This is a genomic window from Caldococcus noboribetus, assembly GCF_055389385.1.
Window position 1 is genome coordinate 749,435 of the sequence record NZ_AP042475.1, and the last position, 24,056, is coordinate 773,490.

The window sequence follows — 24,056 nt, forward strand, 5'->3', positions numbered from 1 at the left end:
GCGACAGGCTTAACAATGCCGGTGAACAGCTTGCACAGGCTTGAGGAGCTCAGCTCGGCCCAGGCCAGGGAGCTCATGTCCAGGGACTCAGCGGTGGTGGTTATTCCAGTTGGCAGCGTGGAGCAGCACTGCGAGGGCCCCCTCGGCACGGACCTCATGATAGCTGAGGGGGTGGCCGAGGCGGCGTGCGAGAGGCTTGGGGACGCCTGCGTGCTGGCCCCCGCCATTGCCTACGGATTCTCTGCAGAGTGGTCCCTAACACCAGGCACGGTCTCCCTCTCGCTCCAGGCCCTCCAGCTGACCCTGAGGGACATCATAACGTCGCTCCTGAGGTCCGGAGCCAGGAACGTGGCCATAGTGAACGGCCACTACGGCAACTCGCCGGCCATAGAGGCGGCCCTCAGGGACCTCATGCCCTCCCTGCCCCCTGACGTCGCGGTGGTGCAGGTCAACTACTGGGAGGTGCTGGAGCTCGACGTAGGGCACGCCAGCGAGGCCGAGGCAGAGGTCATGAGGGCCCTGGGCTACAGCGTTGACTTCGGCAGGTGCGAGTGCCTTCAGGGCTCCCCCAGGGGCGCTAAGGTGTACGTGAGGCCAACAGAGGGAACTGCGTCGCTGAGGTTCCCGGCGAGAGGGCTGACCAGGGACTTCATAGGCTCAGCCGTGGCCGAGGCCATAGAGGGCGCCCTGAGGGCCGCCAGGGGCTCAAGGAGGCCCCTGCCATAGGCCTTAATATCGCGTGCCCCCATAAGTGGGCTGGGGACAGGGCACGGCCAGGGCCATAGTCGTGGACGCTAAGGATAATGTTGCAACGCTTCTCACTGACGCTAAGGCCGGGGAGGCCGTGGAGCTGGTGGGCTCCGTCAGGGGGGCAGTCACCGCGGTCCAGGACATACCGAGGGGGCACAAGATAGCCATAGCCAGCATACCCAGGGGATCCTACGTGTTCAAGTATGGGGAGGTCATAGGTGTGGCCACGGCTGACATAGGGGTTGGCCAGCACGTCCACGTCCATAACGTGGACAGCCTGAGGGGCAGGGCGCCTTGACTGCCTTCATGGGCTACGAGAGGGGCAACGACAGGCCGGGCGTCAGGAACCACGTGCTCATAGTTCCAACGGTGTCGTGCAGCCTTGGCCTCAGCGAGCTCGCCCTCAGGAGGGCCGCCGAGGAGGTGGGCAAAGGGAGGGTGAAGCTGCTCAGGAACCTCCACGGCTGCGGCCAGGCCGGGGCTGACCTGGAGCAGACAACCAGGACGCTCGTAAACACCGCCCTGAACCCCAACGTGTACGCCGCCATTGTTGTAAGCCTGGGCTGCGAGAGCGTGGACGCCGACAGGGTGACTGACGAGATAGCCAAGCACAAGCCCGCAGAGCTCGTGAGGATCCAGGACCTGGGCTACTCAAGGGCCCTTGACAGGGTCAGATCCCTAGCAAAGGGGTTCGTCGAGGAGGCCTCGAGGCAGGCTAGGAGGGAGTTTGACGTGAGCGAGCTCGTCGTGGGCCTTGAGTGCGGGGGCTCGGACTACACGAGCGGCCTCGTCTCAAACCCCCTGGTGGGCATGGTGTCAGACATGGTGGTCCGCGCAGGGGGCTCCACGATAATAAGTGAGGTGCCCGAGTTCATAGGGGCCGAGCACATATACGCGAGGAGGGCCGTGAACGAGGAGGTCAGGAGTCAGGTGATAGAGGCCGTCAGGTCCTTCGAGGAGTGGCTCAAGAGGGAGGCCAGGGTGGACTTCAGGGGCGCCCAGCCGAGCCCAGGCAACATAGCGGGCGGCATAACCACCATAGAGGAGAAGTCGCTGGGCGCGGTCAAGAAGTCAGGCACGGCCCCCGTCTCAGGGGTCCTGGGCTACGCCGAGAGGCTTGGGGACAGGAGGGGGCACTACCTGATGGTGACCCCGGGCTACGACATAGAGTCCGTGAGCGGCATGGTTGCGGGAGGCGCCCAGGTGGTCCTATTCACGACGGGCAGGGGGACGCCCACAGGCCACGCAGTTGCGCCAGTCATAAAGGTTACTGCTAACCCTGACACTGCTAAGGCGCTCGGGGAGGTCATAGACTATGACGCGAGCCCAGTACTTGACGGCAGGAAGGGCTTCGAGGAGGCGGCAAGGGAGCTCTTTGACCTCCTGCTGAGGGTGGCCAGCGGCCAGCTCACTAAGGCGGAGGAGCTAGGCCAGGACGACTTTGGCATATTCAGAATAGGGCCTACCTTCTGACGCAAAGACCAACGCTAAAGGTTATGGGCGGCCCCGTGACGTTCCCACTCGCGGTATGGCCATGGCTCGTGAAGGCCTGTTCTGGGGTCCAAATTAGCCCCGCAAAGTGACCGCTGCTGGGCTCAGCAACGTCCTGGGACCTAAAGTTCCCTAGCAATAGAAAGTGGGACCTTAGGAGAACTAATTACAGGTAAAATTTTTATCTTTCCCACTTAATTAGGAGCAGCGATATATAGAGGTGACTTCAGTGGGCAGCTCTAACTCCTATATAGAGAAGGCCCAGGCGAGCGACAGGGAGCTCAGGAAGGCCCTGGGGCTCCTCGAGATAATGTTCCTAGTGCTCGGCGCTGTAATAGGCAGCGGCTGGCTCTTCGGCTCCTTCTACGCCGCGACCATGGCTGGTCCTGCGGCCGTGGTTTCATGGATAATCGCTGGTGTCCTGCTGCTCTTCGTTGCCCTGGTCTTCGCTGAGCTCTCAGCTGCTATACCTAAGTCAGGAGCCATAGTGAGGTACCCCCAGTATAGCCACGGCAGCTTTGCCTCGACCCTGCTCGGCTGGGCCTACTTCCTGAGTGCAGTGACGGTGGCCCCGGCTGAGGCAGAGGCTGCCGTGACCTACCTCTCCACCTGGTGGCCCTCCAGGTGGCCCCCGCTGACGTACACAACAACGGTCATGGGGGCAACGGTCACTCTGCTCACAGGCGTCGGCTTTGCTATAGCCTTCGCGTTCCTCACAGCTTTCTTCCTGCTTAACTGGTTCGGCGTCAAACTGCTCGGGGCCGTCACCCACGGGGCCGGGTGGTGGAAGCTAGTCATACCTTTCGTCACTGTCTTCCTAATAATTGCCCTCGCGTTCCACCCGGCTAACTTTGCCTCCATAGCGTACCCAGGCGCTAACATAACGATAGGCAACAAGACCTTCACCTTCTCGCCGGCCCGCGGCTTCGCCCCCTACGGCTGGGCCCCCGTCTTCTTCGCGCTGCCCTCTACAGGCATAGTGTTTGCTTACCTCGGGTTCAGGCAGGGCCTTGAGTACGCAGGCGAGGCCAGGAACCCGCAGAGGGACGTGCCGCTCGGAACCATACTGGGCTTCGTGATAGCAATAGTGCTCTACGTGCTCCTCCAGGTCTCGTTCATAGGGGGCATAGACTGGTCCAAGTACCAGATGAACCTCACGTACACATACCCCAACGGGACCACCGTCTACAAGGTCGTCCAGCTGTCGCCGGGCAACTGGCAGGGCCTTGGCTACACCGTGCTCTCCTCGGGGCCCTTCTATGAGCTGCTGGCGGTCACTGGCATTGGAGTGCTCTTGGGCTGGGCCTTCATACTGCTCATAGACGCCGTGGTCTCGCCCAGCGGCACAGGATGGATATACGAGGGCACCACAACCAGGGTGCTCTACGGCATGGCAGCTGACGGCGTGCTGCCAGAGTGGTTCCTCAGGCTCAACAAGTACAAGATACCCTGGATAGCCCTGATAGCCTCATGGCTCCTCGGGGCCCTCTTCATGATACCATACGGCGGCTGGGCCCTCATGGTCAGCTTCATATCATTGACAACCGTGCTGACCTACATAATTGGGGGCTCTGCCCTCATGGTCCTCAGGAGGACAGCGCCTAACATGCCGAGGCCATTCAGGGTCGGCAGCGACAGGGTGGCCTGGGTCATATCTGCCATAGCGTTCATAGCCTCGTTCCTCATAGTGTACTGGTCCATGTTCTCGGTGCTCTGGCTGGCCTCGGTCTTCATACTGGTAGGCGTGGGCCTCTACTACATCATGGTGGCCCCAGCCAGGTTCGGCGTCAGCAGGTCCCACGGGGCAGTGGCTGGCATCGTGTTCTGGGCCGTGCTGGCGGCCACCACCTACTTCCTGGTCTGGAGGAACGTGATGTCAGTGGCCCCGGTGCCCGTTAACGCCACCACGGTGGGCTCGCTGGTAGGCTTTGTGTTGATAAACCTGGCAGTCGCGGTTGGGCTGACGGAGTGGCTCAAGAGGGAGATGAACGAGGAGGGCAGGGCCCACACAAACGCCGGCTACTGGGTGCTCGCGGTGCTCTTCAGCGCCTACACGCTCTCCTGGCTGGGCCCCTACGGCCCCTTCAAGTCGCCAATAATACCGTTCCCGTGGGACACCGTGGTTGCTGCCCTGGTGGCCCTGGCTATGTTCTTCTACTCGGTGTACAGCGGCATCTTCACGAGGGACCTCGACGCGGTGCTCAGGGAGCTTGGAGTTGCTCCTGTCCAGGCGGACGGAGGAAAGAGCTCCCCCTAAGGCCTACTGAGCTTGCCTTAACTTAGCTGTCTGCCCTCTTTTCTCACTCTCTTTATTCTTTTCTAGGAACCTTTTGTTAGGCTTGCTATAGTCGCAGGCCCTCCAGCAGCAAGGATGGGCTACGTGAAGGCCGGGAACCTACCAAGGCCCTTCAAATGAGGCCACTTGACATTACCTTTACCAAGGTCGCGGCCCCTTCTCCCTGGGCCTTAGGCAACATGAGCGACTGCGCAGCTTTGCTTTAAAATCTTGAAGCCTTCACAGCCCCAAGGGGCTGGGGTTGTCATCAATCTCATCGACTGTTGCCGAGGGAGACTGGGTGCTGCTAATAGTAGAGGGCAGGGACAGGAGGAGAAGCTACGTCTTTAGGGTCAGGTCAAGGGCCTCATACTCTACCTTCGCAGGCAGCCTCAGGGGGTCCCAGCTCATGGGGGTCCCCTGGGGCTCAAGGCTTGAACTGGACAAGGGGACCGCCTATGTGCTCAGGCCAAACATCTACGACATGATGATGCACGTCCTCCCGAGGAGGAGCCAGGTCATATACCCGAAGGACGCCGGCTACATAGCATCAGTGGCGGGCCTCCTGCCGGGCATGAGGGTCCTGGAGGCCGGGGCCGGGAGCGGCTTCCTTACGATATGGCTTGCAGCCCACGTGTGCCCAGGTGGAGCTGTGTACACCTACGAGGTCAGGAAGGACATGATGGAGCTCGCCGCCTCAAACGTGAGGGCCGCGGGCCTCGAGGGGTGCGTCACCATAAAGGAGGGCGACATAAGGAGGGGGGCTGAGGAGAGGGACCTGGACGCTGCGTTCCTTGACATGCCTGACCCCTGGGAGGCCCTGGGCCCCATAAGGCCCTCGCTCAAGCCCTCGGCCCCAGTGGTGGTCTTCACGCCGACGGTGAACCAGGTCGTTAAGCTTCTTGACGCCCTGAGGTCCACGGGAGGCTACGTTGTACAGGAGGTAACAGAGATAATCAAGAGGGAGTGGGAGGCCAGGCCCGAGGCCCTGAGGCCCAGCGTAAGGATGATAGGCCACACCGGCTTCATAACGGTGCTCAGGGCCCTGGCCTAGCTTAAATATTCCTGGGACCACGGCAGGCCTCAGGGGCTATCACGAGGTACGTTAAGTCTGTAGCTCCGGCTAAGGCAATACTCTTCGGCGAGCACTTCGTTGTAAACGGCTCAAGGGCCATAGCCACTGCCCTGGGCCTCTGGACCCAGGCAGTAGCCTATGAGAAGCAGTCGTGGCCCATGGAGATAGAGTCCCCGGCCCTCGGGCTCAGGTGCGTGACGGGGCCTGAGCTCTCCTGTAGTTCAAGGGAGGCCGCCCCGCTGCTTGCAGTCATAAGGGCCCTTAGGAGCGCCGACGTAGACGTGCCCCCGGCCAGGGTTGTAATAAGCAGCGAGGCGCCGGCCTCAGCTGGGCTTGGCTCCAGCGCTTCCTCCTCCGCAGCCCTCGCATCAGCGTTGACAGAGCTCGCAGGGGTGAGCCTGAGCAGGGAGGAGCTCTACCAGGCAGTTATGGAGGGCGAGAGGGCTGCCCACGGTAACCCAAGCGGCGTAGACCCGGCCGCTGTGATATACGGTGGCACCATCATATTCAGGAAGGGCGTTGGAGTCGTTGGAACCATAAGCCCCGGCCTCGGGGTGCCGCTGATAGTCGCAGACTCAGGCGCGAGGAGGAGCACCAGCGCGCGAGTGCTCTCAGTGATAAAGTTCCTAGAGAGGATTGGAGGGCTCAGGGACTCCATGATAGGTCTCGTGGAGCAGATAATAGACCTGGCCTCCGACGCCATCAGGAAGGGCTCGCTGGAGGACCTGGGGAACCTCATGAACATAAACCACGGGCTCCTCTCGGCTATAGGGGTCTCAACCCCTGAGCTTGAGGAGCTAGTCCACGCCGCCAGGAGGGCAGGAGCCCTAGGCGCTAAGCTAACAGGGGCCGGGTGGGGAGGCTCAATAATAGCGGTTGCCCCGCCCGAGAAAACAAAAGACGTGCTCCAGGCCCTCTCGGCCCGCTCAGGGTGGGTCAGGGCCCTTGAGGCAGGGGCTGAGGGGGCCAGGGTGGTAGAGGCCAGCAACTAATTACATCAGCGGGGTCCCGACCCTGTCCCTGGGCGACACGAGGGTAAATACCATGGCGAGCACTGCAGCCCCTGTCGCTACCAGTATGTTCGCGAGCGGCATGTTGTTTATCCTGTAGCCCATGTACGTAACCACGAACGGCGCCAGGGAGGATAGGGCGACGCCGACATTTATGACGAAGGCTATGTATGAGTACCTGACCCTAGTGCTTATGTTCTCGCCCAGGAACGCGGGCAGGACTGCGTACTGCCACGAGAACAGCAGGCCCACCACTGCCCCAGCTGCAAGGGCGGCGGCGTAGCTGCCGCTGTAAAGCATGCGAAGCACAGGGTAGGAAGTTGCCGCTATCAGGGCGTAGGCGGCCGCCAGGTAGAGCTTCCTGGACCTTATCACGTCGCTTATGTAGCCGAAGAGAGGTGAGGTCACGAACCAGACGAGGTTCGTAACTAGGACCACCATGGCTATCTCGTTAGACGGCATACCTACGTTGTCCTGGAGGAAGTCAGGCATAAAGGCAACGACGCCGTAGTAAACTGTCGCCTCGCCGAGTATTATGAGCGTTGAGATTATCACAAGGCTCCACCACCTCCTGAACACTGTAAGTATCGGCACCCTCTCCGGGTCACCCTTTACCTTGGCCAGCCACTCCACGCTCTCTGAGACCTTCCACCTCACCGCGAGAGCTATTACTAGGGGGACGACGCCGAACCAGAACATTATCCTCCAGCCATATGAGGCGAACTGGGCCTGAGTTGGAGCGAAGTAGCTGGCCACCTCGGCAGCTATGGCCGCAAATATGAGGCCAAGGGCAGCCCCTCCCTGCTGCACCCCTCCCAGGAGGCCGCGGAGGTGGTCAGGGGCGTTCTCGACGACAAACGTCATCCCGCCGCTCCACTCGCCCGCCACGAAGAGGCCCTGGACTACCCTGAGGAGCACTATTGCTATGGGCGCCATTATTCCTATGGCCGCGTAGGTGGGCAGGAAGCCTATCGCTATAGTTGAGATGCCCATGCCCAGCAGCGAGACGAACCAGAGCCTCTTCCTGCCCAGCTTGTCTCCGTAGTGGCCAAATATGACGCCGCCCACTGGCCTTGCAAGGTAACCTATCACCAGGGTTAAGTAGAACTCAAGGAGGCTCGCTATCTTAATCGAGGACGGGAAGAACAGCTCAGCCATGACGGTTCCAGCATAGAGGTATACAACAAAGTCGAAGAGCTCAAATCCCCACCCCAGGTTAGCTGATATGGCCAGCTTAAGGGCCTCCCCTAGGCTCTTGCTGGACCCGCTCAACAGGCGTCACCGGGCTTTTGCTTGAAGCTGAGCTGTGGCCGAATTAAAAGTTTAGACTATCGTTAAGTGGTCTTTAGACGAAAGTTGTAATTAAAGCAGAAGGGCTTGCGCGTAATAGACTCCTCCCAGCAAGGCAGGAGCGGTGCCCAGGCTTGAGGAGGAGGTCCCAACTCTACGTGCCTGGCAACAACGAGCACATGATAAGGAAGAGCGCCGAGCTGGAGGCTGACAGCGTTATAATAGACCTTGAGGACGCGGTGCCCCCAGACAAAAAGGAGGACGCGAGGAGCCTCCTGAAGGGGCTCATCAAGGAGCTCGACTGGGGCAAAAGGGAGCTGGCGGTCAGGATCAACTCCCCGTCAACCAGGGAGGGCCTCAAGGACCTGGCCCTGCTCTCGGAGCTTGAGGTGGACCTAGTGGTAGTCCCAAAGGCTGAGGGGGACCTGAGCTTCATACACAGGTCGCTCGGGGTTGGCCTGGAGCCCATAGTTGAGACCGCCAGGGGGCTCTCCAGGATCGAGGACCTGGTCACCTCGGAGGGGGTCGTGGCCATAACCTACGGCCCCGCCGACCTGGCCCTGAGCGTCGGGGGCCAGACGCAGAGGTACCAGAGGAACGAGTACGCTAAGACGGCCATAGTGGTCTACGCCAAGGCCTACGGGGTCGACCCCATAGACTCGGTGTTCTTTGACCTAAAGGACCTGGCGGGCTTCGAGGCCGAGTGCAGGGAGGCCAAGGCCCTCGGCTACGTCGGCAAGCAGGTCATACACCCCTCCCAGATACCGATAGCTAACGCTGTGTTCACCCCATCAAAGGAGGAGGTGGAGCTGGCCAGGGAGATAGTTAAGGCCTATGAGTCGGCGGCCCAGCAGGGCAGGGGTGCCATAAGGTTCAGGGACCAGCTAGTGGACTACGTCCACTATATGACGGCTAAGAGGATCCTTGAGGACTACGGTGAGGGCGCTTGAGCTGCCTGCCGCTCGAGGGCGTCAGGGTGCTGGACTTCACGCACGCCGTGGCCGGCCCCTTTGCGTCCATGCTCCTGGCCGACATGGGGGCTGAGGTCATAAAGGTTGAGCCCCCGGAGGGCGACGAGGTCAGGCAGGCGGCCCCCGTCGTTGGAGGGCTCAGCGCCATATTTGCCGCCTCTAATAGGAACAAGAAGAGCATAGTGGTGAACCTCAGGCACCCGAGGGCCAGGGAGGTCGTATCTAGGCTTGCAGGGTCCTCCCACGTCGTGCTTGAGAACTTCAGGCCTGGCGTGAGGGAAAAGCTCGGGGTCGACCCCGAGTCCCTGTTCAAGGTAAACAGGAACCTGGTGTACGTCAGCATAAAGGGCTTCAGGCCCGACTCCCAGTACGGCGGCCTGCCGGCCTACGACATGGTAGTCCAGGCCATGAGCGGCCTCATGATGTCCCTGGGGACACCCTCTGACCCTCCCCTCAGGGTCCCCTTTGCCCTCTTTGACATATTCACGGGCTATATGGCTGCCCTCGAGGCCCTGGCGGGCCTCTACTCGGGCGTAAGGCCGTACTACGCCGAGGCCTACCTGTTCGACGTGGGCATATACTCCATGAACTACCTGGTCAACGCCTTCCTGGCCACGGGCAGGGACCCTGGGAGGACGGGCCACGAGCACCCGTCCTATGCCCCTCACCAGGCCTACGCTGGCTCAGACGGCAGGTGGTTCGTGGTTGCAGTGGTTAACGACAGGCAGTGGGCCAGGCTCTGTGAGGCCCTGGGCCTGAAAGACCTGGCTGAGGACAGGGGGCTCCAGGGCAACCTGGCCAGGGTTGAGAGGAGGGACTACATAAACAAGAAGCTGCAGGAGGTCTTCTCTACAAGGCCAAGGGACTACTGGGTGGAGCTGCTCAGGAGGGCCGGCGTCCCAGCGGCGCCCGTCTACACGCTCTCCGAGCTGTTCTCAGACCCCTACTCAAAGGAGGACGTGGAGCAGGTCAGCGGGTCCCCATACGGCCTCATCTCGTTCCCTGGCAGGCTCAACGGCGTGAGGCCTGCGGTCAGGTCCCCGCCGCCCATGAGGCAGGGGGAGCACACCGAGGAGGTGCTCAGGGAGCTCGGCTTTGACGACAAGGAGGTGGAGTCCCTCAGGGCCGACGGGGTAGTTGGCTGAGCATTTATTCCCTACAGCCTAGGCCGCTACGAGGCTAAGGTTGAGGGCCGAGGGCCTCGCCATATCCTACAGGGTCGAGGGCGACGAGGTAGTCCTGGTGACGCCGAGCGGGGAGCTGAGGCTCAGGGGCAGGGCCTCGCTGGGGAGGGCAAGCCTTGGGGGGTCCAGGGCCCTGGCCTCGCTGGCCGCGTCCCTGGCCCTGGCTGCCCTCATAATCGCCTCCTACCCTCCCTGGTCCCTCAGGGCAGGCTTCGCAATAACAGTGGCATACTACGGCATACTCTTAGGCCTCGCCTTCGCGGCCTACCTCTCAGCCGACGCCGCGAGGCCGAGGAGGGCAGTCATAGTGTCAGGCCCAGGGTATAGGAGAGCCTTTATACTGTTGGACAACAATGAAAGGCATTAATACCTTGAGGTACTTGGCCCAGTGGGGATAGTATGACCATAAGGGTTGAGAGGAGCGAGCACACCTCCTGGATCATAGTTGACAGGCAGGAGGCCGGCAACTCCCTGGGGTACAGGGACCTCCAGGAGCTCACGCAGGCCATAAACGCCGAGTGCTCGAACGGCTCAACGGCCACCGTGGCAATAACTGGGGCCGGCGAGAAGTTCTTCATAACTGGCATAGACCTTAAGGAGACCGCCGAGGCCCAGAGCGAGGAGGACGCCTGGAGGCTAATGTATGAGGGCCTGGGGGGCTTCTGCAGGGCTGCCTTCAACTGCAGGAAGCCCGTCATTGCAGCAGTTAACGGCTACGCCCTGGGGGCCGGCTTCGAGGTGCTCTACGCCGCTGACCTGGCCTACGCGGTCAGGTGGGCCAAGTTTGGGCTGCCGCCGCTGAGGTACGGCATGGTCCCGCCGGCCTCGTCAACGATAGGGATGCTCCTTGGCATCCCAAAGGTTATCTCATACCTTGTGCTCACCGGTGACTTCATAAGCGCCGAGGACGCCGCCAGGTACGGCATAATAAATGGCGTCGTCGACAGCCTGGAGCAGCTGAGGTCAGCAGTCGAGGGGGTCTCAGCTAAGATAGCCGAGGCTGAGCCCGAGGCCGTGGCCGCCGCCAGGGCCCTCATGGCTGAGGCCAAGATGCAGTACCTGAGTGACAAGGGCCTGAGGACGCTGGCAGCGTTCACGGCAAGGCCTGTGGTCCGCGAGAGGGTGCTCCAGTTCCTCAACAGGAAGAAGGCCTAAGGCGGGGCGACCCCAAGGCCCCTGTCCCCTGCGTCCCCAAGCCCTGGAACTATGAAGAACGAGGGGTTGAGCTCAGGGTCAACCGCAAGCGTGTAAATGGAGACGTCGGGGTGCCTTGAGAGTATGTAGGACAGCCCCTGCTTTGACGCTATGACGGAGCCCACCACCACCTTGCCCGAGCCCAGCGACTTGACCTCCGCTATAACCCTGTCGAGGGTCCTGCCGGTGGCCAGCATTGGGTCAAGGACCACCGCCACGCCCTCGTGAACCCTCGGCAGCCTCCTGTAGTAAAGCTCAACCCTGACGCCGTCCCTGTCCTCGAGCCTCCTGGCGGCAACCAGGCCGATAGGCGACTGCGGGTAGACGTCTGAGAAGCCCTCAAGGAGCGGCAGCGCAGCGCCTAGGACTCCGACGAGCAGCGGGGGAGCGGCCAGGTTCAGCTCCTCAGTCTGAGCCCCAAGGGGAGTGGTGACAACCTCCTTGGTCCACTCGAGCTCCGCAGAGGACATTATCGCCAGGAGCCTGCCGGCCTCCCTCATGTAGTACCTGAACGTAGGCGGGTCGGTCCTCCTGTCCCTCAGCTTCAGGAGCAGCCACCTTGCGTATGGCAGCTCGTCACCTAAGACCCGCACGCGCTCCAAGCTCTGACGCCCTAACTATCTCCCTGCGGAGGTTTTTAGGGCTGATCGCTCAGGCCAAGGTAAAGAGGTCCGGAGCGAGACCCTCGCCTCACGGGGGTTCAGCTTGGCATGAGGGCTCCTGACAGCGCGTAGGTGCGAACCAGGGCTGCCCATGCGTCCCGGCCACGACAGCTAAGGCCTTGACTGTAGTCAGGCAAATGTCCCTGAACTTAAACGCTTTTAACTAAGGCCGTGGTCAACTTACCGGTGCAGGACTTGTCATCCAGGGGCGACGTGGACAGGCTGCTGAACGCCGTGGTGAAGTTTGAGGCCAGGCTGAGGGAGGCCGAGGCCTACGTGAAGGAGCAGCAGGCGAACATAGTTAGGACCGCGGATGAGCTGTCGTCGAAGCTGAGCTCCTCCGTGGACCCCCTCATAGCGGAGGCCACCAAGGAGCTCGAGGAGGCCTACAGGGCTGAGAAGGCTAAGGTTGACGAGGACCTGAAGAGGAGGCTGGCGGAGGTAGAGGAGAGGCTCAACAGGCTGGCCCAGCAGAACAGGGAGGCAGCAGTCCAGGCTGTTGTTGATGCCATCAAGAAGGCCCTCTCGGGCTGAGGTGTAGGCTTTGGCCGGGCCCGCGGACTACGCAAAGGTAGTCCCGCTGCTCAGGTACCTTAAGTCGAGGATGCTGGGCCCCAAGGTAAGGGAGCTGGCCCCGCCGCTGGCCGAGGCTGTGGCCGTGCTGAGGGACACCATGTACGCGCCAGTGGCAGAGGCCAAGGACTTGGAGGGCATGGAGAGGGCCCTGGCCTCGCTCTACTTCTCAACCGTGGAGGAGATCTACAAGATGTCGCCTGACGAGGCCAAGGGGCTCGCCGCGGCCTTCGCCAAGGCGAAGGAGGTCGAGGACCTGATGACTGTTGCCAGGGCCGTGGCTGAGGGCCAGCGGCCCCCGAGGTGGCTGCCGTCGGTGGAGTGGAGGCTCGGCTCCATGGCGTACGTTCTGCAGGAGCTCGAGGCATCACCAACCATGACCAGGCTCCAGGAGGTCGTGAGTGACAGGGACCTGGCGAAGACGCTGGCTATGGCCTCTGAGGCCTACGCCGAGCTCAGGCAGCCTGAGGTATTCACGTTCTTCTCGCTCACCGGCTCCTTCCTGATATTCAGGAGCGCCGTGGCAGAGTTCAACGGCAAGGACTTGACTGACGTCGAGAGCGTAGTGTGCCCTCTGATAGAGGAGAGGGCAGCCCTGGGCCTCCTGGAGGCGTGGGCCATAAGGGTCAACCCCAAGACTTTCGCCAGGGCCATAGAGGGGCCCAAGGTGTGCGGCGTCAGCTGGGACCTCATGGCTGCGGCTTATGAGAGGGGCTTCGAGGGCGAGCTCTCAGGCCTGGCGCTTGATGTGGCCCCGCTGCTGAGGAGCTCAAAGCTTGAGGGCAAGACGAGGAGGGAGCTCATGGTGTCCGTGAGGAGGTCCGCGAGGCTGGCCGCCCAGAGGGCCGCGGAGGCCATTTACGAGGGCTACCCGTTCACGCCGGCCCTGGTGGCGGCGGCCCTGACCCTGCTAATGCTTGAGGTCGACAACGTGAGGTCAGCCCTCGGGGGCATAATGCTCAACCTGACGCAGGAGGAGCTGGAGCAGGCCCTGGTCTAGCCTTTTAATTTCTAGGAGCCCAGGGAGCCCAAGGGCCTTTAACGTTATGTCTGGCCTTGAGGGCGAGCTGTGGAACCTAATAGTTGACGACATACAGAGGCTCTCAACCAAGGGCTGCTACGAGCCCGTGAGCGACGCCATAAGCTTCTACCTCGCCAGGAAGCTCAGGGTGCTCACCGCCGCTCTGATAGGGCTTAACAGGGACCCCCCGGGCGTCATACTTGACGCAGGCTGCGGCCCGGGCACCTCAACAAAGGTCGTAAGGGCCCTGTACCCCAGGGCCAGGGTGGTGGCCATGGATCCTGGCACGCTTAACCTGCTCAGGGCCTCAAGGGCTGCCGGGGACGGCACTGGGGCTGTTCAGGGCATGTTTGAGCACATGCCCTTCAGGGAGAGGAGCTTTGACGGGGCCGTGGCCATGTTCTCCTTCAGGGACGCTGCCAACTACCTGATGGCTCTTGACGAGTTCTCAAGGGTGCTGAGGGATGACGGGAGGCTTGCAATACTTGACCTCTATAGGCCTGAGAACCCCCTGGAGCTCGCCATGTCGCTCATGCAGTTCAGGTACGTGGGCCCAGCAATAGGACTTGCCATGGGGTGCGGCAGGGACGGCCTCAAGTTTGGTGACATATACAGGACGGTGCTCAGCATGCTGACCCCGAGCCAGCTAGTTAGGGAGGCCTCTAGGAGGTTCAGGAGAGTTAAGTTCAAGCCGACGCCTTTTCTCGTAGGGATACTCTATGCTGAGGGTCCAAGGCTTTAGGCAACTAATAGCATGTAGCAAGCGTCGGCGACCCCGTTTTGCATGAGATTATATGACACGATGTACCAGGAACCTGCATTCAGAAGGAAGAAGAGGGCGCTCTAGTTGCCCTCATGAGGTTTGTGAGCTAATGGTTAACTTCTCAATAAGCCGCGTAGCTCTTCTGGCCTCTCTTCCGGCTAATTTATAACGTGGTTATCGACTTTATTGAACAGCTTGCAAACCTTGCTACCCAGCGGAGGCAAATCTCATCTAGCAACCCATAAAACTTCTTAAAAATAAACTTAAAATTAAAAACTATCTCCGCTTCTAAAGGGCTTTGCCTGTCAGCATTTTGCTAATGTAGGCAGTGCAATAGATGGTAACTTAGTAAACGTTCAGCCAGTACATGAGTATGTGCTTATGAAAGCGCCGTTTGAGGCGTTGACCCACGGAGGCACGTAGCCGCCGAAGTAGTGGCCTGGGTATCCTAGGTATCCAAGCCCCAGCTGGGCCCCTGATATCCAGTCGCTGCACTCCTCCTGCATTGCCTGCTCAAACGTCGACGTCCAGGCACCTAAGTACGACTTGCCAGTCTCCTGGAGGGCCAGGAGGCCGCTGTATATAGTTTCGTCGGTGTCGGCAAACAGGGAGAGAGGATCTATCACAAAGTTCTGCGGCGCCGTCTTGCTCAGGTTTACCAGGTGCTGGTACATCCACCACTGCTGCGGAGTGTTAAACCAGTCCGTGGCGTTCATGTAGTACGTGACCGCCTTCCACTTGGTCCAAACCTGCTGTCCCTGGTACGAGACCCAGTACTTAGTGAAGGTCTCTGCCGCTCCCTGAAGCGGGCCGTAGGGTATGGCCACGGCGTCCGACACCACAACAAAGTAGTCCTGGGTTCCTGGGAACGGCTCAGCCACAACCGTAACGTTGGGCCAGCTTATGTAGGGCTCGGTGGCTGGGTAGGTAGTTATGTTGTCAAAGTCGTAGAGGTAGTTAGTAGCTGAGTCAACGTCAACCTCAAAGGCGGCCTTGCCGAGGGCCACATCAGTTATGCCCTGGGACCATGTGAGGCTCTGCCAGCCTGGGACGTTATACGAGGTGAAGTTAAGGAATAGGTAGTTGGTCTCATTAAACACCTTCATTACCTCAGGGTTGCTCAGGTTTAAGGTTCCGTAGAGAACCTCGTCAAGCAGCTTTGGGCCCCCAAGCGAGAGGAATATGGCGAACCAGAGCTGCTCCTGGTCGTACCCGCCGTCGCCGCCTGGCACCATCCACGGCGTAACCCCGTGGTCAGCCAGCTGAACTGTATCGTAGATGAGCGTGCTCAGGTTAGTCGGCACTGGGAGGTTGTACTGCCTAAGCAGCTTCAGGTTTATGTACAGGACGAAGCCGCTGTGGACGCTGACTGGCATGTTGAGTATTGTGCCGTTGTAAGCCGCGGCCTCTATTATTGGCTGCGAGACTTCGGACGGGTTAAAGAAGCCCATTGACTTTGCGAGCGGGGTTAAGTTCATGAACATGCTCTTCCAGCTCTTAGGCACGGCTTCGGCATAGCTTAACATGTTGGCTCCCAGGAGGCTCTGGAACAAGGTCGGCGGCTTTCCCGCGATTATCAGGCCCATTATAGCATACTTAGCGTTAGTCCCGCCAGCGCCGGGCACTAGCTCCCTTGTTACCTGGTACTGGGGGTAGATGGACTCAAACGACGATATAAGGTGGTCCAGCGCAACCTTGCCCGTAGTTGCCCACCACGTGTAGAACGTTATCGTTGTAACTGTAGTGGTTGTAGTTGTCGTTATAGGCGTTGTTATGCTTGTCGTTGTAGTAGACGTGGTAGTAGTGGTTATGTGATGCCTTGACGAGACGTAGGCTAGGTAGCCCCCGACGGCCGCCACAACAACTATTACAATAACTATAGCGGCCACCGCAGCAGTGCTTATAGAATATCTGCTTTCACCCTCCATAATAACACCCAAATTAAGGAAGCAATAAGACAGAGGCTATAGTGGTTCTCACAAAAGGTACATATACTTACTTTTTCACTATATCTATTCTACTTATTTGTTCTACCTTCTTTTTAGTTCTTTGAGTTGAGCCTGTCGTGACTATTTTATGACCAAAATGTCTTGCTCCTATTCTCGTTCTCGCTCAGCCCTGTCACTCAGGCATCAGGTCAGTGTTGCAGGTGGCTGCATGATAAGGGTGAAGATCCACCGCTTACCGTCAGCGGCCCTGAGGGAGCTTGGTGAATGTGAACTTTATAATGCTGCCGTCCTTGTCAACGTCAACCTTAACTCTCCTGTTATCCTTAAGTGAGTAGATTATCATGGCAGCGCACCTCCACGAGTCCATAATTACCTGCGCGCTCTCGCCATCCATTAACCTATCGATTACTCTCATAGCTAGGACGTAACCCTCTGGGCACTCCTTGCCCCTGTAGTCATAGATCTCCATGGTCTCATCTTTACATAGAGAATGGGGAGGCGTTTAACCTTTAGCACTTACAGGGGGAACATCACGCTCGTTATAATATACTCGACCACCGCCTTGTGGGGGTCCCCCTCAAGAACCTCGTCGACCCTGTTCATGAGCTCCTCCTTAACCTTCTGGGCGCAGGCGGGGTTGTTGAAGTCCTCGTTCCTCATCGCAAGGTAGAAGCCGGCCCCAGCCTCGTTAAAGTAGAGGAAGTAGGCCCACTCCATGTCCTGGGAGACGGCCGGCAGCAGGGAGCCTGGCCTGAGGTACCTGAAGAGCCTGGCCGCCTCCCCTAGGGCCCCGGGGAGGCCCGAGGAACACACCATCCATGAGGCGCTGCACTCCCCTATAGTTCCCCTCTCGCACTGCAAGGCAACGCACCAGTGGCCTAGCCCTCTTAATGCATAAATTCTTTGACACTTGTGAAGCAAGGGGTGCCTCAGCTTGAAGTTCCTGAGGTGCAAGCCCAACCAGGTGCCCCCGAGCAACGGGAAGAAGGTTGCAATCATAGGTGCTGGAACCGCAGGGCTTGGGGCAGCCGGCGTCCTCAGGTGCAAGGGCTATGACGTCACAGTGTATGACATGCTCCCGGAGCCGGGTGGTATGCTGATATTTGGCATTCACGTCGACAGGATACCGAAGCCCCCCATAAGGGAGGGGGTAAGGGAACTCATGGACGCGGGCGTCGAGTTCGTCCTCAACACCAAGGTTGGCAACAAGAACCTTGAAAAGATGGACGAGCTTGTAAAGGCTAAGAACGTGGTTGACCTAGAGGACATAATAAAGTCGTATGACGCCGTTCTCATAGCTACGGGCACGTGGACGAGCAACAAGTCAAGGGTGCCCGGCGAGGAGCTGCCGTGGGTCTACCCAGCAATGGAGTTCCTCGTGGCGACCCACCTGGCAAAGTTCGGCTACAGGCCATGGGACATAGTGCCTGACATCAAGGGGGACCTGCTGGTCGTAGGCGGAGGGTACACCGCCGAGGACGCGGCCTACGTGCCGAGGACCTACCCGGAGTACAGGGACAGGATGAGGAGGATAGTGCTCAGCTACAGGAGAACCAGGAACGAGGCCCCCATGGGTCCCATGGAGATGACCAACATAGAGGCCTCGGGCGTCGAGATATGGGAGCTCACGGTGCCCATAGCCTACAGGGAGGAGAACGGCAGGAGGATTGCAAGGATAATAAGGAACAGGCTAGTCCAGGTGCCGGGCGAGAAGAGGCCGAGGCCTGAGCCCATACCGGGGAGCGAGTTCGACGCGTACTTTGACTTCGTGCTGGAGGCTATAGGGGAGAGGCCAACCCCGCCGTTCGAGGGGAAGGAGTGCTGCGGCATAAAGCTGACGGACTGGGGCACCATAGTTGTAGATAAGGACATGATGACCACTAGGAAGGGCGTGTTCGCGGCCGGCGACGTGGTTCACGGCCCAAGCCAGCTGGGACCCGCGCTGAAGAGCGGCATGGACGCGGCTAACGCGATAATGAGGTACCTGAGCCAGAGGTAACGGAGTTCAGGGCCACGGCTAGCTTAACTATCCTTTTTACGTTCTCATATGTGTTGGACCTCTCCACCTCCTCAGGCGTCATCCAAGTGCCCTCCCTGAGCTCCCCTCCCACCCTCCTGACCCTGAATATCAGGTCATAGTGTAGGTGGGTCTCCTGGGGGTACCTCACGGTCTCGAGAAGTATCGCCATGGGCATGGGCTCGTCAAGGACCTCACCAGAGCCTAGGTTGTACGTGGCGCCCACGACCTCTACGTCAAGCCCCGTCTCCTCCCTGAACTCCCTAACCACCGCCTCCCTTGGGGTCTCATCGGGCTCCACGTGGCCTCCTGGGTAGAGCCAGACGCCGAGCTTCCTGTGCCATATCATAAGCACCCTGCCGTTCTCCACGAGGACCCCGCTGGCCACTATGCACTTCTTCAAGCGTTCCCCCAGGAAGCTTCGCCTGGCCCAGTTAAAGGGCCTGAGGCCTAGGTAAAATGAAAAAAGAAGAAAGGGGAGGCATTAGCTGCGTCACTTAAGCAATGACATGACCTTGTTGCCGTAGGGGCTCTCGCTTATGGCCTGCATGAGAAGGCGCTGGTCCCTCTCCTTTAGCCCTGGGGGCAGCCTGGACTGGGCCTCGAGCCTCATCTGAACCACCTGCTTGGCCACGTCCTCTGGGAGCTTCCCTATGATGCCCACGTTGGTCTTACAGACCTCCTTGTACTGCTCGTCGGTGGCGACAGCCGCGAGCTGCTTTATGAACTCTACAAGCGTCGAGATCACCTGCTCCCTGCTCATTCCCATGAGCTGATTGAAGACCTGAGTCATGAACTTCTCCCTCTCGTCAGGACTCATGTTTACTACCTGTCTTACGTCAAAGGACATACCGGGTCACGTGTTCCTAGTGTTGCGGGAAGGATAAACGCCTTCCTCAGGCCTCAGTATGGCGTGTATAAGTTTTAATACACAGTTAAAGCTAAGTCGCAATACTAACACTCATTTAAACCCTTCCCCTGCACATAAACCGTGGCGAGACTATGAGGAAGGCAGAGCTGAGCCTAAGCTCGGAGGCAGTGAAGGAGTTCATAAAGCAAGGGGAGGTGCCCACGTTCCCATACTTCGCGGCGGGCCAGTGGAGCCTCGAGGGGGACAGGCTTGAGGTCAAGTCGCCCATAGACCTTGGCACCGTGGCTGTGACCGCTAGGCCCTCAGTGCAGGCGGCCCTCTCCATCCTTGACAGGGTTTACTCAGTAGGCAGGAGGAGGATCAGAGACACGCCAGGCGAGGAGAGGGTTGAAATCTTCGAGAGGGCGGCCGACGCCCTGGAGAGGATGAGGGATGACCTAGTTAACATACTCATGATAAACGCTGGCAAGACAAGGAGGGCCGCCGAGGGCGAGGTCACTGCAAGCATAGAGAGGCTCAGGCTGGCCAAGCTTGACGTCAGGAGGATATACGGCGACTTCGTGCCCGGCGACTGGTCCAGCGACACCCTGGAGACCGAGGCAATAGTGAAGAAGGAGCCGCTCGGCGTCGTGGCGGCAATACTCCCGTTCAACTACCCGCTCTTCGACGCCGTAAATAAAATAGTCTACTCCGCCATAGCTGGCAACGCAGTGATAGTGAAGCCCGCCGAGGCCGACCCGCTGCCGGCCCTCGTTCTCGCAAAGGCGCTGGTGGACTCGGGCTTCCCGCCAGAGGCGTTGGCAGTGGTCCCCATGAGGGGCAGGGACATGGGGGAGGTACTGGCCGACAGGAGGATAGCGGCCGTGTCCTTCACCGGCAGCACCGAGACGGGCCTTCAGGTCATAAGGGAGGCAGGCGTGAAGCAGTATGTCATGGAGCTTGGGGGAGGGGATCCTGCAATAGTTCTCAGCGACGCTGACGTTAAGCAGACCGCGTCTAAGATAGTGACCGGGATAACAAGCTACTCCGGCCAGAGGTGTGACTCAATAAAGTACATACTTGCAGAGCCCGAGGTCTATGACGAACTAAAGGGGGAGGTCGTGGAGCAGCTGTCCAAGGTGAAGGTGGGGGACCCGAGGGACGAGGACACCGACATGGGCCCACTTATTGACGTGAAGACGGCAGACGAGGTGATAGGGGCAACCAAGGACGCCGTGTCCAAGGGAGGCAGGGTGCTCTACGGCGGCGAGAAGGTAGATGAGCTTGGACCGAACTACATTAAGCCCACGCTGATAGAGGTCGAGGCCTCGAGGCTGCCTGACCTCTATATGTACAACAAGGAGGTCTTCGCCTCCCTGGCCGCCATAGTCAAGGTAAACAGCCTGGACGAGGCCATAGCCCTAGCCAACGGCAGGAGGTACGGCCTTGATGCCGCCATATTTGGCAATGACGTAGGCAAGATAAGGAAGGCTGCCAGGCTTCTGGAGGTTGGAGCCGTTTACATAAACGACTACCCGAAGCACGGCATAGGCTACTACCCCTTCGGGGGCATGAAGGACTCAGGCATAGGGAGGGAGGGCATAGGGTACACCATAGACTTCGTCACGGCATACAAGTCCGTAATCTACAACTACAAGGGCAGGGGCGTCTGGGACTACCTGTAGCCGCCCTAACGTCTCTAGAAGGAGCAGCCGTGCCCGCAGGCAACTGCCCAGTAAAAGGACTTTTCTAGGCCTCGTAGCGCTTTAGGGCAATTGTTGTCTAAGCGGCTCTTGCGGTCGCCTTCCCCCAGAGAACAATAAAAAGTGCGTAAAAGGAGGTGGGATCTTATCTTCTAATGTTAGGCTCTTGGGATCGGCTCACGATGAGCCGCTGTAGTAGATCTCTATTGCCCTGGCCAGGGTGGCCGCGGCCTGCTGGAGGGCCTGCTCCGCGCTCGGGGTCGCGCCCACTATGTAGTTGAACAGGTACTCGCCTACCTGGCCGTTCACGGACGAGGTTATAGCTGGGAAGTACGGCGCCACATAGGCCGTCTTCCCTGCCGCCGCGAAGGCCGCCTGGGCCCACTGCCTCAGGTAGGCCGGTATAGTGGTGTTCGATATTATCATCTGGTAGGCCTGCCTGCTGGAGGGGAACACGTACGCCCTGAGGAACGCCTCAACCTGGAACTGCGGGGACTCGACGAGCTGGAGGAACTCGAGGGCCAGCCTCTTGTGCTGGGAGTACTTGCTCACCCCTATGTACGTAAGCCCTATCCTTATTGAGTTGCCCGGGAGCGGGGCAACCCCGACTATGCTAGCGTTAGACTTGTTCGCTATGCTCGGCAGCTGCCCCAGGTAGCCAGCTATTGCAGGTGCCTGGCCGCTGAGCATCAGGGGGAGCGAGTTATAGAAGGTCACCTGCAGCTGGGTGGGCGAAGGCATGTAGCTCACGAGCTGCTTGAGGGTCTCAAGGGCCTGGACTCCGGCCGAGGTGTTTATGGCGGGCGGCGGGAAGCTGTGGTTCCACCAGCTCGGCACGCACCCCATGAACATGGTCCCAAAGCTCGTCATGCCGAGGGGGTTGCCGCAGTTGAGGCTTGAGTTCCTGACGTAGTACCACCCGAAGACTGCCATGAACGAGTTGACCGGCAGGTCAGCCTGGTCGGTGTAGAGCAGCACCCCGTACTTAGTTATGTTGTGGCTTACGAAGAACTGGTCAACTTCAAGCACCGTGGTCCAATTGCCCCAGGTCTCAGGGTTCAGCTGCACGTGGTACTCATCATAGAACTCCTGCTGCAGGGTGGCGTTGTCAAAGTACTTGGTGTTGTAAAGTATAACTATGCCGTCCGTCTGTATGGGCACCCCGACCCACGTAGAGTTGCCTGTCAGGGGGTTGTAGTAGAAGCCCGCCGCGTGAAGGTCAGGCGGAAGTATGTCACTCTCATTTATGACAGAGGAGTTCAGGGGCAGCAGGTAGGGCGCCACCTGGCCTACCGTGGTTGTAGTGTACGTGACCACGTCGTACTCCGGGCTCTTTGCCTCAAGCACCGAGAGCTCGTTGGATATGTACTCGCTGTAGGGGAACGTGACCACGTCAACCTTAACGCCAGGGTGCTCCTGCTCGAAGAGCTGGGCCGCCAGGCTGAGCAGAGGCTGGGCCGGGGCGCCGCTGTAGGTAACTACGGTCAGAGTCGCTGGCTTCTTGGCTGTCCTAGCCATATAGTAGGCGCCGAGGACAGCGACCACAATAACGATAACTATGATCGCTCCTAGAACCGCCCTTGACGCTGAGGCTCTGTTCAGAGCAACCACCATTGTGAAGTGATGCTCTGCTATTTAAAGGTTATCTACTGTACCTACATAAACAGCTGTTCTCTATATAGGTTCAGTGGCCCTCCGAAGCCCTACAACTTTTATTTTCATTTCAGCTCAGGAAAGCCGGTGACAGCTTGTTGAACTCCGTGAGCAGGGCAGCTCTCGCGGCAGTTATTATCATAGTGATAATAGCTGCTGTGGCGGGCGCCATACTATACCGCTCAAGGCCCAGCACGACAGCCACTGCGTCCACGAGCTCGGAGTCCACAAGCACGACCTCGCCGTCAGGCCCCCAGGTCACTATAACAGTCGTAACCTACACGGGACCCTCCGGCCAGGGATTCATGGAGTTCGCAGCGCACCTCTTCGAGAAGGAGCACCCCAACATACGGGTACAGGTGATAGCGTTTCCGTTCACGCAGTACGTCACCAACGAGCTGACGGAGCTTGAGGCAGGGGAGAGCAAGTACGACATAATAACGTACACGCCGGCCAACGCAATGGAGTTCATACCATACCTTGTGCCGCTCAACTCAAGTTACATCAACGAGTCAGACCTAATTTACCCTGTCCAGGCCCTTGGAGGCACTATCAACAACGTGACCTATGGGGTGGCCAGGGGAACCAGCGTCATGCTCTTGGCCTACTACGCAAACTACTTTGACAACGCCACCCTGCAGCAGGAGTTCCAGAGGGAGTACGGCTTCAGCCTTAACCCATGGACATGGCGCAACTGGAGCCAGGTGGTGGACGTTGACCAGTTCTTCGTAAGCCACAACATAACTAAGTACGGCATACTGCTCTGGGACCAGCCGGGCGACCTTGACCTTTACGAGGCGTACGCCCTTATCTTTGAGTGGTACTACATGCATAACAGCAGCCTCAACTGCGGCAACGTCATGGGCATGATGCCCCTCTACGGCGACCTCTTCATGGGGTGCGTGCCGAGCTGGTGGAACCACAGCTTCCCGCCGCCCGCCTTTAACAGCACTGCGGGCGTGGAGGCCCTGGAGCTTCAGAAGCAGCTCGTGAGCTACATGCCTTCGCCCACCCAGCTCCTAGTATCCTATGATAACATAGTGCCCCTGCTCGAGGAGCCCAGGTACGCCCCAGGAGGCTTCATATTCGCGATACAGCTGTCGTACTTCACTAACAAGGCCAACCTCTCCGAGATAAGGCTGGCCCCAGCGCCGGGAGGCTACGCCCTTGGGGGAGCCACGTTCTTCGGGGTCAGCAAGTACTCAGAGCACAAGGCGGCGGCGCTGGAGTTCCTGAGCTTCATAGCCAGCCCCCAGCTGCAAGTGGCCTCCTTCTACAACATGACCAACTTCCCCATATCAAAGGAGGCCTACCACATGCTTCTTGAGAACGCCTCGCTCCCGGCCTATGAGAGGGAGTGGATAAACGCCACTTACTATGCGGCCGAGCACGCGTACGCCGCAATACCTGCTGTCTCCATAAGCACTACAGCCCTTGAACCTGCCCTGGAGAAGGAGGTCCTCGGCTACCTGGAGGGACAGATAACCAACGCCTCCCAGGCGCTGCAGCAGGCGGCCTTGGCCTGGGTCCAGGACCTGGAGGCGTACACCAGCACTACAACAACATCAGCAGCCCCTGCTCCCTACTGCCCGGCAGCGCCCTTAGAGCCCAGGAGGCTCTAGCCG

At 59.4% G+C, this 24,056-nt stretch carries 24 protein-coding genes; 16 read left to right on the plus strand and 8 right to left on the minus strand.

What is annotated here, in order from left to right:
• Positions 1 to 21 precede the first annotated feature (21 nt).
• From ACZ5GQ_RS03910 to mvk, 6 genes are all read left to right on the plus strand, one after another.
• Complete coding sequence (locus tag ACZ5GQ_RS03910; protein ID WP_498857320.1) at positions 22 to 726, plus strand: creatininase family protein; 705 nt, start codon at positions 22 to 24, stop codon at positions 724 to 726.
• Positions 727 to 751: 25 nt separating this feature from the next.
• Positions 752 to 1,048, plus strand: a complete 297-nt coding sequence (locus tag ACZ5GQ_RS03915) for a UxaA family hydrolase (RefSeq protein WP_498857321.1) — start codon at positions 752 to 754, stop codon at positions 1,046 to 1,048.
• The gene (locus ACZ5GQ_RS03920) at positions 1,045 to 2,223 is read left to right on the plus strand and encodes a UxaA family hydrolase (protein WP_498857322.1); all 1,179 of its coding nucleotides are present in this window, start codon (positions 1,045 to 1,047) and stop codon (positions 2,221 to 2,223) included. The genes ACZ5GQ_RS03915 and ACZ5GQ_RS03920 overlap by 4 nt, the downstream gene beginning before the upstream one ends.
• Positions 2,224 to 2,470: 247 nt before the next feature.
• On the plus strand, positions 2,471 to 4,498 hold the full coding sequence (locus ACZ5GQ_RS03925; RefSeq protein ID WP_498857323.1) for an APC family permease: 2,028 nt from the start codon (positions 2,471 to 2,473) through the stop codon (positions 4,496 to 4,498).
• Between the two features lie 280 nt (positions 4,499 to 4,778).
• Positions 4,779 to 5,570, plus strand: coding sequence for a tRNA (adenine-N1)-methyltransferase (locus ACZ5GQ_RS03930; RefSeq protein WP_498857324.1), 792 nt, complete (start codon positions 4,779 to 4,781; stop codon positions 5,568 to 5,570).
• A gap of 38 nt (positions 5,571 to 5,608) precedes the next feature.
• A complete protein-coding gene (gene mvk / locus ACZ5GQ_RS03935; RefSeq protein WP_498857364.1) occupies positions 5,609 to 6,583 on the plus strand; it encodes a mevalonate kinase in 975 nt (324 codons plus the stop codon).
• Here mvk and ACZ5GQ_RS03940 read toward each other — a convergent pair whose 3' ends face one another.
• Positions 6,584 to 7,873, minus strand: coding sequence for an MFS transporter (locus ACZ5GQ_RS03940; protein WP_498857325.1), 1,290 nt, complete (start codon positions 7,871 to 7,873; stop codon positions 6,584 to 6,586). It abuts the gene before it with no gap.
• 152 nt (positions 7,874 to 8,025) lie between these two features.
• On the opposite strand from ACZ5GQ_RS03940, the gene ACZ5GQ_RS03945 reads away from it, so the two are divergent.
• The 4 genes from ACZ5GQ_RS03945 to ACZ5GQ_RS03960 are packed head-to-tail and all read left to right on the plus strand — an operon-like array spanning position 8,026 to position 11,201.
• Complete coding sequence (locus ACZ5GQ_RS03945) at positions 8,026 to 8,841, plus strand: HpcH/HpaI aldolase/citrate lyase family protein (protein WP_498857326.1); 816 nt, start codon at positions 8,026 to 8,028, stop codon at positions 8,839 to 8,841.
• Entirely contained in the window at positions 8,838 to 10,007 is a 1,170-nt protein-coding gene (locus tag ACZ5GQ_RS03950) for a CaiB/BaiF CoA transferase family protein (RefSeq protein WP_498857327.1), read from the plus strand. The genes ACZ5GQ_RS03945 and ACZ5GQ_RS03950 overlap by 4 nt, the downstream gene beginning before the upstream one ends.
• 40 nt (positions 10,008 to 10,047) lie before the next feature.
• The gene (locus ACZ5GQ_RS03955) at positions 10,048 to 10,413 is read left to right on the plus strand and encodes a hypothetical protein (RefSeq protein WP_498855894.1); all 366 of its coding nucleotides are present in this window, start codon (positions 10,048 to 10,050) and stop codon (positions 10,411 to 10,413) included.
• A 32-nt stretch (positions 10,414 to 10,445) separates the two neighbouring features.
• Positions 10,446 to 11,201, plus strand: coding sequence for an enoyl-CoA hydratase/isomerase family protein (locus tag ACZ5GQ_RS03960; RefSeq protein WP_498855895.1), 756 nt, complete (start codon positions 10,446 to 10,448; stop codon positions 11,199 to 11,201).
• Here the strand turns inward: ACZ5GQ_RS03960 and upp are convergent.
• Entirely contained in the window at positions 11,198 to 11,833 is a 636-nt protein-coding gene (upp, locus tag ACZ5GQ_RS03965; protein ID WP_498857365.1) for a uracil phosphoribosyltransferase, read from the minus strand. The two genes, ACZ5GQ_RS03960 and upp, sit on opposite strands and share 4 nt — an antisense overlap.
• Before the next feature lie 264 nt (positions 11,834 to 12,097).
• Here upp and ACZ5GQ_RS03970 point away from each other — a divergent pair, with 264 nt between their 5' ends.
• The 3 genes from ACZ5GQ_RS03970 to ACZ5GQ_RS03980 are packed head-to-tail and all read left to right on the plus strand — an operon-like array spanning position 12,098 to position 14,238.
• On the plus strand, positions 12,098 to 12,436 hold the full coding sequence (locus tag ACZ5GQ_RS03970; protein ID WP_498855896.1) for a hypothetical protein: 339 nt from the start codon (positions 12,098 to 12,100) through the stop codon (positions 12,434 to 12,436).
• A 10-nt stretch (positions 12,437 to 12,446) separates the two neighbouring features.
• Positions 12,447 to 13,475 (plus strand): V-type ATPase subunit, encoded by a 1,029-nt coding sequence (locus ACZ5GQ_RS03975; RefSeq protein ID WP_498855897.1) that lies wholly within the window; start codon positions 12,447 to 12,449, stop codon positions 13,473 to 13,475.
• A 46-nt stretch (positions 13,476 to 13,521) separates the two neighbouring features.
• On the plus strand, positions 13,522 to 14,238 hold the full coding sequence (locus tag ACZ5GQ_RS03980) for a class I SAM-dependent methyltransferase (RefSeq protein ID WP_498855898.1): 717 nt from the start codon (positions 13,522 to 13,524) through the stop codon (positions 14,236 to 14,238).
• Positions 14,239 to 14,615: 377 nt separating this feature from the next.
• Here ACZ5GQ_RS03980 and glcS read toward each other — a convergent pair whose 3' ends face one another.
• The 3 genes from glcS to ACZ5GQ_RS03995 all read right to left on the minus strand — a co-directional run bounded on the left by glcS (position 14,616) and on the right by ACZ5GQ_RS03995 (position 17,069).
• Entirely contained in the window at positions 14,616 to 16,187 is a 1,572-nt protein-coding gene (gene glcS / locus ACZ5GQ_RS03985) for a glucose ABC transporter substrate-binding protein GlcS (protein WP_498855899.1), read from the minus strand.
• Positions 16,188 to 16,446: 259 nt separating this feature from the next.
• Complete coding sequence (locus ACZ5GQ_RS03990; RefSeq protein ID WP_498855900.1) at positions 16,447 to 16,677, minus strand: sulfurtransferase TusA family protein; 231 nt, start codon at positions 16,675 to 16,677, stop codon at positions 16,447 to 16,449.
• Between the two features lie 47 nt (positions 16,678 to 16,724).
• Entirely contained in the window at positions 16,725 to 17,069 is a 345-nt protein-coding gene (locus ACZ5GQ_RS03995) for a hypothetical protein (RefSeq protein ID WP_498855901.1), read from the minus strand.
• A 73-nt stretch (positions 17,070 to 17,142) separates the two neighbouring features.
• On the opposite strand from ACZ5GQ_RS03995, the gene ACZ5GQ_RS04000 reads away from it, so the two are divergent.
• Positions 17,143 to 18,207 (plus strand): FAD-dependent oxidoreductase, encoded by a 1,065-nt coding sequence (locus ACZ5GQ_RS04000; RefSeq protein WP_498855902.1) that lies wholly within the window; start codon positions 17,143 to 17,145, stop codon positions 18,205 to 18,207.
• Here the strand turns inward: ACZ5GQ_RS04000 and ACZ5GQ_RS04005 are convergent.
• Positions 18,173 to 18,628, minus strand: coding sequence for an NUDIX hydrolase (locus tag ACZ5GQ_RS04005; RefSeq protein WP_498855903.1), 456 nt, complete (start codon positions 18,626 to 18,628; stop codon positions 18,173 to 18,175). The two genes, ACZ5GQ_RS04000 and ACZ5GQ_RS04005, sit on opposite strands and share 35 nt — an antisense overlap.
• A gap of 90 nt (positions 18,629 to 18,718) precedes the next feature.
• Entirely contained in the window at positions 18,719 to 19,045 is a 327-nt protein-coding gene (locus ACZ5GQ_RS04010) for a transcriptional regulator (protein WP_498855904.1), read from the minus strand.
• A gap of 182 nt (positions 19,046 to 19,227) precedes the next feature.
• Between ACZ5GQ_RS04010 and gapN the strand changes: the two genes are divergently transcribed.
• On the plus strand, positions 19,228 to 20,760 hold the full coding sequence (gapN, locus tag ACZ5GQ_RS04015) for an NADP-dependent glyceraldehyde-3-phosphate dehydrogenase (protein WP_498855905.1): 1,533 nt from the start codon (positions 19,228 to 19,230) through the stop codon (positions 20,758 to 20,760).
• Between the two features lie 195 nt (positions 20,761 to 20,955).
• On the opposite strand, the gene ACZ5GQ_RS04020 is transcribed toward gapN, so the two are convergent.
• Complete coding sequence (locus ACZ5GQ_RS04020) at positions 20,956 to 22,392, minus strand: ABC transporter substrate-binding protein (protein ID WP_498855906.1); 1,437 nt, start codon at positions 22,390 to 22,392, stop codon at positions 20,956 to 20,958.
• Positions 22,393 to 22,538: 146 nt separating this feature from the next.
• Between ACZ5GQ_RS04020 and ACZ5GQ_RS04025 the strand changes: the two genes are divergently transcribed.
• A complete protein-coding gene (locus ACZ5GQ_RS04025) occupies positions 22,539 to 24,053 on the plus strand; it encodes an extracellular solute-binding protein (RefSeq protein ID WP_498857366.1) in 1,515 nt (504 codons plus the stop codon).
• Positions 24,054 to 24,056 lie beyond the last annotated feature (3 nt).

Bases quoted from the DNA above. Each gene is read 5' to 3' on its own strand.
- ACZ5GQ_RS03960 (WP_498855895.1), top strand. From the start codon at position 10,446: ATGACCATAAGGGTTGAGAGGAGCGAGCACACCTCCTGGATCATAGTT.
- ACZ5GQ_RS03980 (WP_498855898.1), top strand. From the start codon at position 13,522: ATGTCTGGCCTTGAGGGCGAGCTGTGGAACCTAATAGTTGACGACATA.
- glcS (WP_498855899.1), bottom strand. From the start codon at position 16,187: ATGGAGGGTGAAAGCAGATATTCTATAAGCACTGCTGCGGTGGCCGCT.
- ACZ5GQ_RS03990 (WP_498855900.1), bottom strand. From the start codon at position 16,677: ATGGAGATCTATGACTACAGGGGCAAGGAGTGCCCAGAGGGTTACGTC.
- ACZ5GQ_RS04010 (WP_498855904.1), bottom strand. From the start codon at position 19,045: ATGAGTCCTGACGAGAGGGAGAAGTTCATGACTCAGGTCTTCAATCAG.
- gapN (WP_498855905.1), top strand. From the start codon at position 19,228: ATGAGGAAGGCAGAGCTGAGCCTAAGCTCGGAGGCAGTGAAGGAGTTC.
- ACZ5GQ_RS04020 (WP_498855906.1), bottom strand. From the start codon at position 22,392: ATGGTGGTTGCTCTGAACAGAGCCTCAGCGTCAAGGGCGGTTCTAGGA.